Origin of the sequence: Tunicatimonas sp. (assembly GCF_049647865.1) — a bacterium.
Taxonomy (GTDB): domain Bacteria; phylum Bacteroidota; class Bacteroidia; order Cytophagales; family Cyclobacteriaceae; genus Tunicatimonas.
The window spans coordinates 1-9,540 of sequence record NZ_JBARYM010000612.1; the positions used below are offsets into that span (position 1 = coordinate 1).

The following is a 9,540-nucleotide window of genomic DNA, read 5'->3' on the forward strand; positions in this document are numbered from 1 at the left end:
CGTCTACTCCATCCTTAGGGAAGTTGCTCACCAGGGCGTTGTAGATGAAGCCTCGGGTGCCGTGCCTTAGTTTAATACCAGTGTTCTTTCCGTCGCCATCATCGGCTCCTAGCAGCGTCAGATTAGAAACGATAGGTTGAGAGAAGGGACTAGCTAAAAAATCATCTTCATTATTGTCGGCCTCAATCGCTCGGTCGCCCCCGAAGGGGTCTTGCTGAACTACCCAGAACTGTCCCAGGCCCGACCAACCGTAGGTCCAGTCGAAGGAGTCGTCGGCATTGCCTAATGACAGAGCGTACTTAACATTGACGGTTCCACCGAAGAACTCTATGCCGTCGTCTTTTCCGTAGATGGCTTCTACGTACTCCACAGTAGTGCCTCGCCCTACTCCGTTTAGCGAGATGCCGTTTAGTTCATTATCCGGGCCGAGCTGCTTTCCGGCATAAGCTACTACGACGTATTTTAGTATTCCTGAGTTATCGTTAGGGTCCGAGCCGCCGTAAGTACCGGTTCCTCCTTCTCCCTCGCCTTCCCCTCCTGCCAGGTTCACCGGAGCTTTTCCGTTAATGATGATGCCGCCCCAGTCGCCGGGTTGAGGAATACTGGCTAACTCGCGAATGGTGGTGAAGTTAATGGGAGCATCCGCTCTGCCGTCAGCAATGATCTTACCCCCGCGTTGCACGGTCAGGTAACTAGTTTCTTTATTAAAGGCAGCGTAAATAGTAGCACCGGCCTCAATAGTTAGCGTAGCGCCGCCCTCCACAGAGAGTCCGCCATTGAGTATCCACAACTCATCACGGGTAATGGTAAAGTCAGTGGTAACTTCGCCTTCAATTTGGTTAAACTCCAGTTTCCCCAGTTGCACCGGGGTGATAATCAATTCGCCTATCTGTTTTTGGGCAGGTGGGTCCTCTGTATCAGTACAGCTAAATAATAGGCTGAGTAAAAGAGCTACGTATGTCGTACATCTGATAAATTTAATCATCGTGCTACTTATTTTAGCGTACTTAACCAGTTGCATAGTTAGAGATATCTCACTTCTCAAAATATCCACTCTAACTGCTTTTGTTACATAAGTCAGTTTCATGAGTAAATGGAGTCGTAATACAATTATGATTATACTATGCCGTTCCCAGCGTTGAACAGACACTGAGCAAATGGTGGAAGTAGATCGCCTAATAATTAAGTAAATCGGATCGGGCCGATTCAAATAATGAAGAACGCTAAACACCGCTGGGCCCTGATAGCCCAAGAGCGTCTTCTAGAGAATAATTTGGCAGTCAACGGGGGCGGGGGGTGATACACTAAAGAAAGCAGGTTGCAATATAAACTTAGGTCATTACTGGTTCATCCGTATTATCCAACCTTCTTCGCTCTACAATCTGGTTGAAGTGTTCAATATTTTCATTCAGATGATTAATAAACAAAGTATACTCCGCTGAAGGGGTCAGCGTGGCGTGGGCTTCAATATGCTTAACCAATGTGCGATACGCCTCCGAAGTACTTTGTACCAGTTCACGAGTACTTTGGGTCTCCTCCTTACTCGTTTCTTCTAATCGCTGAATAAACACTTGCTCAAATTCTTGGTTGGCTTTTTTCATCTCGTTCACTACCTCTTCCAGGTGCATATCTTTGATTGCTTGAGCACAAGTAGGGATAGACTGAAGATCGCGTACAATGTTTTTCAGCGCAGCCGTTTCGGCACTATAGTTTAAGCTATACAGACGGGTACCGTACTTGTTGATACAATCTACCACCAGTTCGCCCGCACTTCGCAGGGCCTCTTTAGGGTGCCGAACGTAACCTTCGCTAATCATTCGTAAGCAGATAATGGCCTGATCGCGTTGAGCATCTAACTCCACCAGTTTGATCCCGGTTTCGCTCATGCTTTCTTGTTTATACGCTTGCTCTAGTTGCAAAAACTCTTTATTTAACCCATTGTACTGGGCTTTAATCCGGAGCTTGTTCGGGCTATGCTGATTAATAATAATCAGGGAGTTTTGGATAAACTGAATAAACTCTTTAATGCGGTATCTACCAATAGTAGCGGACGTAATCATATTAATATGGTTTAGATTTTTACGATACACCCCAAATTTGGTATGGTCTGATTCAGAATAAAAGCCAGTCCGCTAGCATTCAGTACATACGTAGGAAACTTATTAATATGAATAGTCTATGCTGCTAGTCGATGGGCTGCTGACGCGGGAGTTTGCCTGTCGATCACGAACGACGAGTTGCTGACGCGGGAGTTTGCTTGTCTATTACGAACGACGAGTTGCTGACACGGGAATTGAGTGATCGATTACAAACAATGACTCACCGACACGGGAATGAGTCTATTTAGTAAATGAGAATTTCTGCCTACCGTGTCAGCTAACTTTTTTAGGATGTAAATCGGCTAGTGTACTTCGTCTGGAGTAGTTTTAGTGGTAGGGGGCGTGGTTCTTTGGTGAAGCTTGGTTACCAAGTTTTTACTATACGCAACCATTTTTAGAATCTCGCGAGGGCTAGCTATCCGAAGGTGTCTAAAGATGAGTAGCTCTTTTCCATTGCTCTCTAGGTGGTAGATGTCGCTCTTCTCTAGAAAATGAATAAGATTCGCTGTAAACAACGCGCGAATGCCAGCTTCATCGGTACCCTGTAGCAAGAACTTCCGCGAGAAGTTACGGTATTCGTTAAAGTCAATATCCTGCTGCGCGGCAATTACTGAAATACGGTCGAGGAACGACTCTTCTTCCAGAGAAAATATAGGAAGTATAAATGGTAACGAAAGTACCTCTACCGTAAGCCGATAGGTTTCAAACGAAATAAATGCATCCTTTAATGAGACATCGCCTATCTTCCACTGCACGCCTAAGTTTGGATAGTTGCCACTAATCTGGTTACTCATATATTCCACTGGGCGCGGTTTAAAGAACAGAAAGCGGTTGAGATCACCAATATCCCAGGCAACCTCTGGGTTGTAGCCCCATTTGTTAGAAGCAGCCAGTTGCTTGAGCTCTACTTGTCGGCGTGTAAGCCGTATCAGTTTAGGCTTAGGCTTCTCTAATACATGCAAGGCGTACGGATGGTGAGAGGAGGTTTTGTGCACATCTAATCCAGTAAAATGAAACTCGCCACCGTTCTGATTATATTTTTCAGCGTATTCGTGTAAGTATTCCAGCACAGTGTAATCTACTACCCGAGCGTGAGAGAAGTCTATTACTACATTATCGTCGGCGTTTAGCTTTTTTATTTTATTCTGTATCTGTAGAATATTAGTGAAGTTGATGATCCCTTTGATTTTCAGTAAGTACGACTGTTCTTTCTCCTGAACCACTTTAATGTAAGGGCGGCGCATATAGCGCAGAAATAAAGGGAGCGGCATACCGCTTCGGAAAAAGTGCAGCAGTAGTGTGAAACCGATACCCACTAGCAATCCTGACATAAGATCGGTCAGGAGAATAGCAACTAACGTAACAACAAGTATGGTTAACTGCTCCCAGCCTTGTTGGTAGGCCCGCTTATATACCCGAGGGGACGTAAGCATATACCCCGTGAACAACAGGATGGCGGCTAAAGCGGCAAGAGGAACCTTCTGAATAAAGCTAGTAAACACTACCACAAAGAGGAGCACAATGAGTCCGTGCATAAAATTTGACCAACGCGTGGTTGCGCCGTTAGTAATATTCACGGAGCTACGGGCAATCACGGCCGTGATGGGTAGTCCACCCAAAAAACCAGAGACTACAGTAGCTACACCAATTCCGAATAGATCTTTGTTAAGATTTGTCTTCCGCTTATAAGGATCAAGCTTATCCACTGCTTTAGAGATGACTAAAGACTCTAGCGATAGCACAATCGTTACTATAAAAACTGTTAACCAGAATACGGGTTCGTTTATGCGAGAGAAGTCCGGAAAAGCTAAGCCTTGCGTAATATCAGTTGGTATCTGAATGAGAAACTCATTAGACAACTGTTCAGTATTTGGATAAAATTCTTGCGAAAGCCAGCGAAACCCAAAGAATAGTGGAATAGCGACAATCAGCACCCACATCGGAGCGGGCAGTAGTTTGATAGTTCGGTTTTCTATATCCTTATAAAAGACTAGAATGGCCAGACAAACGATAGTAATTGTTATGATGAACGGATTAGCCTGCAATAGTATTTCCGGGCGAGTCAGCAGTTCTGAAAAACTTGCGTCTGAGATACCCAAAGCGTGGTGAATCTGCGTACCAATAATGAGAAAGCCAATGGCGGCCAACATACCGTGAATGGTAGAGGTAGGAACCAGATTGCCTAGTTTCCCTAGTCGTAGTAGTCCCATTATGGCTTGTATACCACCGGATACCACAAAAACCGCCATAGTATAAGGTAATCCCGACTGACCGGGCAGGCTCATGCTTTCGGAAGCTGATAGGGCCACAATAATCAAAGCATTGGCCGGGCCATTAATGCCCACGTGGCTTCCCCGAATGAATGTGGTCACCAGCCCACCCACAATGACTGAAATCAACCCTGACATTGGGGGGAAGCCAGCGGCAACCGCAATTCCCAGACCCAACGGTAGTGCTACCAAGGCCACACTCAATGCTGCTACCAGATCTGTGCGCCAGTAGCGCTTAAACCCCTGCCACCCATCGGGTGGAATTTGATCTGGATTAATAGGAATCATAATGATTAGCTAGGTAATGTTGACCGAATAAGATAATCAAAAATTGTAATTTTGTGTAGCTAAAAATACGATGGGATAATCAGGAGTGGTTATTTATCAGAAAAGTCCGAAAAGATTCCAATTTTGTACTACCTATGCAGAATGGATAATGAACAATAATTGAATGACTGATGAGAAATAGTAAAGATTAATCGTTACTCATCAATCATTAATTGCGTTTGGTATATTTTTTGAAATAGTCAGTAAACCCGTACCTTAGATTCTTTACCTAAATTTTGATAAAAACTAAGCACAAATTATGCAATCAATGAACTTCCCGCCCCGGTCGGTTATATTTCGCCGGATGAATTACTCCTGGATTGTACTACTCTTATTTACCATTGTAGCACTAGGGCCAACTGGCTGTAAAGCGAAAAAAGAAGCTAGAGCGGCCGAAAAGGCTCGACTGGAGCGCATTGCTAAAGCCCGAGCCGATTTATTATCAGTGATTAACGATCAGGGTAGCATGTCTACTGACGAAAAAGAAGCGGTAGTAGAAGGGGTGAAGGATATGAACTTACAGGATGCTGAAATTCAAACGTTAATTAATCGAGCCGAAGGAATTATTGCCGATGAGCGAGCCGCCGCTCGGCGTGCAGAGGAACGTCCAACGGCAACTGATAGCGGGCCTACCTCCGAGTCTGACCTGAATAACCTATTTGGCCGGGTAGCTACTGCACAGAGTAATAGCGATGCTAACTCCCAAATACGCAGTGCCATTGATATGTTTGCCTCATCCGAAACTCCAGTACTTATTATTATTAGCCAGAGCGGAGGGCAAACTGATTACGACGAACCAACTACGATCAGCAAGTATTTAAACTACCTGAAAGACACCAAGAAAAGCCCGAACGAAGTATACAATATGGTGTTCGATGCAAACGGAAAAATCAAAGAACTAGAACTTATTAAACGATACAACTAATGAAATTTTCTGCCATATACTTTTGCGTGTTTCTTATTGGAGCAACCTCCTTCTTGGTCCAAGCACAGGAAACGATTAGCCCAGATCGTAAATTAGCCATTGATTCGCTGGCATTAGAAAAAGTCCGCGATTTGAGTAAATATATCAGCATTATTGGAAATAAGGACACTCCTTTCTCAGAAGCCAACCGGGTGATTGACCGGGCTGAAGAGTTATTTGCTGCCGGAGCCGAAATCGGGGTATCTTCACTAACAACTAACGAAATTACCTACTACGGAACAAGAGGCTATTTCGAACATTTAATGGCCCTGAATTACGATAAAGTTAGTATAAAATGGTACGACATCCAGTACATCAGCGATTTGGAGCAGCAGCCCGATGGCACGTTTGTTGGAGTAATTACTATCTACCAGCGGTTTGAAGGCACTTCAGACGATGGGTTGGAGTACAAAGACACTACTAAAAAAGATATTACTGTTTTTGTTCAGAAAAAAGAAACGCAGATCGGAGGACGTATTATTGATTTCTGGGATGTGTTACTCGGAGATATACGGGTTTCCGAAACCACCACATAATAACATTAATGCATAACAGCAAAAAGTTTTTAGTCAGACTACCGGAGGCCCACTGCCGAAACGTAGTCTTTTTTGTCATTTATTTAGTAGGTATATTATCGTTTAGTAGTTCCGGACTCTTCGCTCAGGGCATTGGTGAATATTTGGGGGGTGAAGACGTGCTGTACGCCGAAACCAAACAGGTAAATCAATTTTTCCGGCGCTTTAATGGTGAGGAAGACATTGAAGGTAAGCGCTACTATAGTGGTAATAAAGGATACCGTAACCCTAAGCTGCGCCAGAAATACCTGGAAAACTTGTTTGATAACCAAAATAGGGGCATATCGGCCGCCGATAAACAAGCATTCATCAACACCGTCAACGGTTCTTCTAATCCTACTTTCCTGGACTTTCACGGGGGAGAGTGGTTTGCCGAAGTAAAGGCTCAATTTAATTACCAAGGTAAGCGGCAAGAAGCCACCCTGTTCTTACGGCTGCAAGAAGAAAAAGTCGGTTCTAAATGGATTCTGACGAAAGCGTATTTTGCTCCGTTTGCCAAACTGTTCGATAGCGATACTACCGGGGGAATGCCTTTTCTGCACCCAATGAGTCATGAGCTGGATTTTATGAATCTTCGGAGGGTGTTTCAGGATAATAAAGCAAAAGTAGATCAGTTTTTGGCGCGGGGCTACCAACCGGATTATCTTTCCATCTTGCTCTATGAGATTAAAAATTCTAACTTACGCTTCGAAACGGTTAACAATGTTAAATTTCACTTCTTTCAGGTAGATGGCTGGTACTTTCAACTGGCTAAGTTCAGTCGGCCCGGTTATAATCGTGGTTGGCTTATTGCCGATTTATCCAAAGCAACACCCCAGGAAAAAGAGCTATTAACTGAGTACATTTTTTACGAAGATGAATAAGCGAATTACCGCTACCTTATTGTCACTCTGGCTAAGTATGGTCGTTTGCCCGATCCTCGTAGCGCAATCGACCGGCGACGAACTTTCTCCCGAAGTGATTGCTGAATATCAGGAACAGTCAAAAGAACTAGTCTCTTTTTTGGAGTACATGATGAACTTTCTGGGTAATCCGGAAGCAACCACGCAGCAAAAAGAAACTATCATTGCTCAAAGTTACTTAAAGGCTTTTCGCGATGAAGATGTGCAGGTAGAAGATGATTTAGACGAAGATCGTAGTGTGGTTACTAACAAAAACGTGCAGGCTTACTTAAAAGATATTGACTTTTTCTTTGAAGAGGCAACCTTTGATTTGAGCGTAGATGATGTAAGCTACTACGTGAACAACGGCAAAAAATTCTTCCGAGTAACACTTAGTCGTAATTTGCAAGGCACCACAGTAGACGGCGATACGGTGAATGCTAACCAGATACGCTACGTGGAAATTAACTTAAATGAGTCGGCGAAAGACCTGAAAATTGCCAGCATCTACACCACCAAACTCAGCGAGCGGGAGGAACTAGCTAACTGGTGGTCGGATGTATCGGAGCCTTGGCAGAAATATTTTAAAGCTCAGGTAGGTGCTCAAGATTGGGATTCAGCCAATTACCGAATGCTGCGAGAAATTGTAAGGCTCGATGAGATTAACATCTCGGGTAATCAGGAGGTATATAATCTAGAACCCCTGGGAAAACTGATTGATCTTCGCTATCTAGATATTTCTGATACTCAACTAGGTGATCTTTACCCCCTGCGGAACCTTACCAAGTTAGAATCACTCAACTGTAGTAAAACCCCGGTATCAGACTTGTCTCCGCTCAAATATGCTACCAGTCTGCGCGAGATTAATTGTGAGTATACCAGTGTGGATGATTTAGAGGTGTTAACTAATTTTAGTAAGCTAGAGAAATTATACTGTAGCCATACGTACGTGCATCAGCTACCTGCGCTAAAAGGACTGAAAGACTTGCGCTGTGCCAGCACGGCTATTACCAATATAGAGCCGCTGGCCGCTATGACTAGTCTGGTCTATCTGGATGTATCCGAAACGAGTATCAGCGATTTACAACCCGTAGCCAGTGCTGCCAGTGTCACTTGGCTCAATCTGGAAAATACTCCAGTAGTAGACTTAGAACCATTAAAAGCGCTGATTAATCTAGAAACCCTGGTCATTAATAATACTCCTGTTGACAACCTGGAATCGCTAAATGGTCTGCCCAAGTTGCAAAAAGTATACTGCGATAACACCCCGGTTAAAAAGCCAGAAGCCAACCGTTTTATGGCGATTAATCCTCAGGTGCTGGTTATTTATGCCTCGGAGCAAATGCTGGACTGGTGGCAGGCACTGGACCCGGACTGGCAACAGATTTTTGGAAAATATGTATCATTAGATACTATCAATAAAGAGAACTTAGCCCAAGTAGCCAACTTATCCGAGATTGACATTAGTGATCACGCTTCTGTTCAAACGTTAGAACCACTAGCAGCATTAACCAACCTTAAAACTCTTGATTGTGCAAATACCCGTATTCGTGACTTAACGCCGTTGGAGGGCATGGTAAACTTGGAGCATCTCAACCTAGCGGGTACCAGGGTAGATAGCATTGGAGCGCTGAGTGACGCTCGTAATCTTAAAGTATTAAATTTTGATCAGACACAGGTCCGTAGTCTACTGCCGCTGAACAATATATCAGGTATTCAGCGGCTTAGCTGCGAAAATACTCCTATTGAGCCAAGTAAAATCCGACAGTTCATCCGAGAGCATCCCGAGACTATCATTATTTATAAAACTGACCAGCTAAGTTTATGGTGGAACGCTCTCTCTCCGGCCTGGAAAAAAGAATTGCAGGAACAGGTAGTGGTGGGCGATGTTCCTGATCGAGAGCAATTACACGAACTGGCGTTCTTAGGGTCGCTCACAATTGAAGACAATAGTCAGATTAATTCTTTAGCGCCGCTTCAAGAGTTTGTTAGATTAACAGAGCTTACGCTAACGGGCACTCGGGTAGCTGACTTGTCGCCTTTGAGCGATATGTATACACTTCGGGCATTAATCTGTGCCCGTAACCCTATTCGTAGTCTGGAGCCACTATCTTCACTTACTGATCTAGTTTACCTTGACTTTCAAAACACTCCGGTAGAAGATTTGCGCCCTATACGAGATTTAATATCGCTTGAGACTTTAAAGTGCTCCGGCACCCAAGTAGATAAACTGAAGCACCTTTCTTCCCTAATTAACCTCCGCCAATTAGAGTGCTACAATACCGATGTAAAGAAACTAAAGCATCTTCGTGATTTAAATCAGTTACAGATGCTACGCTGCTACAATACTCGTATCTCTGACCGAGAAGTGCGTAAGTTTCGGCAGGCAAATCCTGATTGTGAGGTAGTGCACTACTAGTATAC

General features: G+C 44.1%; 7 protein-coding genes. 4 read left to right on the forward strand and 3 right to left on the reverse strand.

All coding sequences use genetic code 11. The features are described 5' to 3' along the window. The 3 genes from WBA23_RS17880 to WBA23_RS17890 form a co-directional block, all read right to left on the reverse strand. Positions 1 to 1,021: hypothetical protein (locus tag WBA23_RS17880; RefSeq protein ID WP_424583649.1), on the reverse strand; the 1,021-nt coding region annotated here is incomplete at its 3' end. Positions 1,022 to 1,331: 310 nt separating this feature from the next. Next, positions 1,332 to 2,060: a DUF6261 family protein gene (locus WBA23_RS17885; RefSeq protein ID WP_424583650.1), complete on the reverse strand. Its 729-nt coding sequence runs from the start codon at positions 2,058 to 2,060 to the stop codon at positions 1,332 to 1,334. A 341-nt stretch (positions 2,061 to 2,401) separates the two neighbouring features. After that, positions 2,402 to 4,657 (reverse strand): SulP family inorganic anion transporter, encoded by a 2,256-nt coding sequence (locus WBA23_RS17890; RefSeq protein ID WP_424583651.1) that lies wholly within the window; start codon positions 4,655 to 4,657, stop codon positions 2,402 to 2,404. Between the two features lie 298 nt (positions 4,658 to 4,955). Here WBA23_RS17890 and WBA23_RS17895 point away from each other — a divergent pair, with 298 nt between their 5' ends. Genes WBA23_RS17895 through WBA23_RS17910 form a run of 4 tightly spaced genes read left to right on the forward strand, consistent with a single transcriptional unit; the run spans position 4,956 to position 9,535 of the window. Then, the gene (locus tag WBA23_RS17895) at positions 4,956 to 5,621 is read left to right on the forward strand and encodes a hypothetical protein (protein ID WP_424583652.1); all 666 of its coding nucleotides are present in this window, start codon (positions 4,956 to 4,958) and stop codon (positions 5,619 to 5,621) included. After that, positions 5,621 to 6,196: a hypothetical protein gene (locus WBA23_RS17900; RefSeq protein ID WP_424583653.1), complete on the forward strand. Its 576-nt coding sequence runs from the start codon at positions 5,621 to 5,623 to the stop codon at positions 6,194 to 6,196. Before WBA23_RS17895 ends, WBA23_RS17900 begins: the two co-directional genes overlap by 1 nt. Before the next feature lie 8 nt (positions 6,197 to 6,204). After that, a complete protein-coding gene (locus tag WBA23_RS17905) occupies positions 6,205 to 7,098 on the forward strand; it encodes a hypothetical protein (RefSeq protein WP_424583654.1) in 894 nt (297 codons plus the stop codon). Further along, positions 7,091 to 9,535, forward strand: coding sequence for a leucine-rich repeat domain-containing protein (locus WBA23_RS17910; RefSeq protein WP_424583655.1), 2,445 nt, complete (start codon positions 7,091 to 7,093; stop codon positions 9,533 to 9,535). Before WBA23_RS17905 ends, WBA23_RS17910 begins: the two co-directional genes overlap by 8 nt. Positions 9,536 to 9,540: the final 5 nt, after the last annotated feature.